This window comes from Neisseria basseii (genome assembly GCF_962707005.1).
In the GTDB taxonomy this organism is placed as follows: domain Bacteria; phylum Pseudomonadota; class Gammaproteobacteria; order Burkholderiales; family Neisseriaceae; genus Neisseria; species Neisseria bergeri.
The window spans coordinates 1-253 of the sequence record NZ_CAUIXH010000083.1 but is presented as its reverse complement, the minus strand read 5'-3'; the positions used below and the strand labels follow the sequence as shown (position 1 = coordinate 253).

The following is a 253-nucleotide window of genomic DNA, read 5'->3' as shown; positions in this document are numbered from 1 at the left end:
GCACAGCCTCTCCGATCCCGAACTCGAACACAGCCTCATTATCCGCATCGACTTCAACCTGTTTTGCCGTTTCGACGAACCGGGCATCCCCGATTACAGCACCTTATGCCGCTACCGCAACTGGCTAGCGCAAGACGACACCCTGTCCGAATTGCTGGAACTGATTAACCGACAACTGGCCGAAAAAAACCTAAAAGTAGAGAAGGCATCTGCCGCCGCCGTTGACGCCACCATTATTCAGACCGCCGGCAGC

Annotated in this window: 1 protein-coding gene; it reads left to right on the top strand. The window is 55.3% G+C overall.

Translation table 11 applies throughout. The features are described from left to right. Positions 1-253, top strand: a 253-nt coding sequence (locus Q9I99_RS11400; protein ID WP_304666242.1) for a transposase, incomplete at both ends; no start/stop codon positions are given.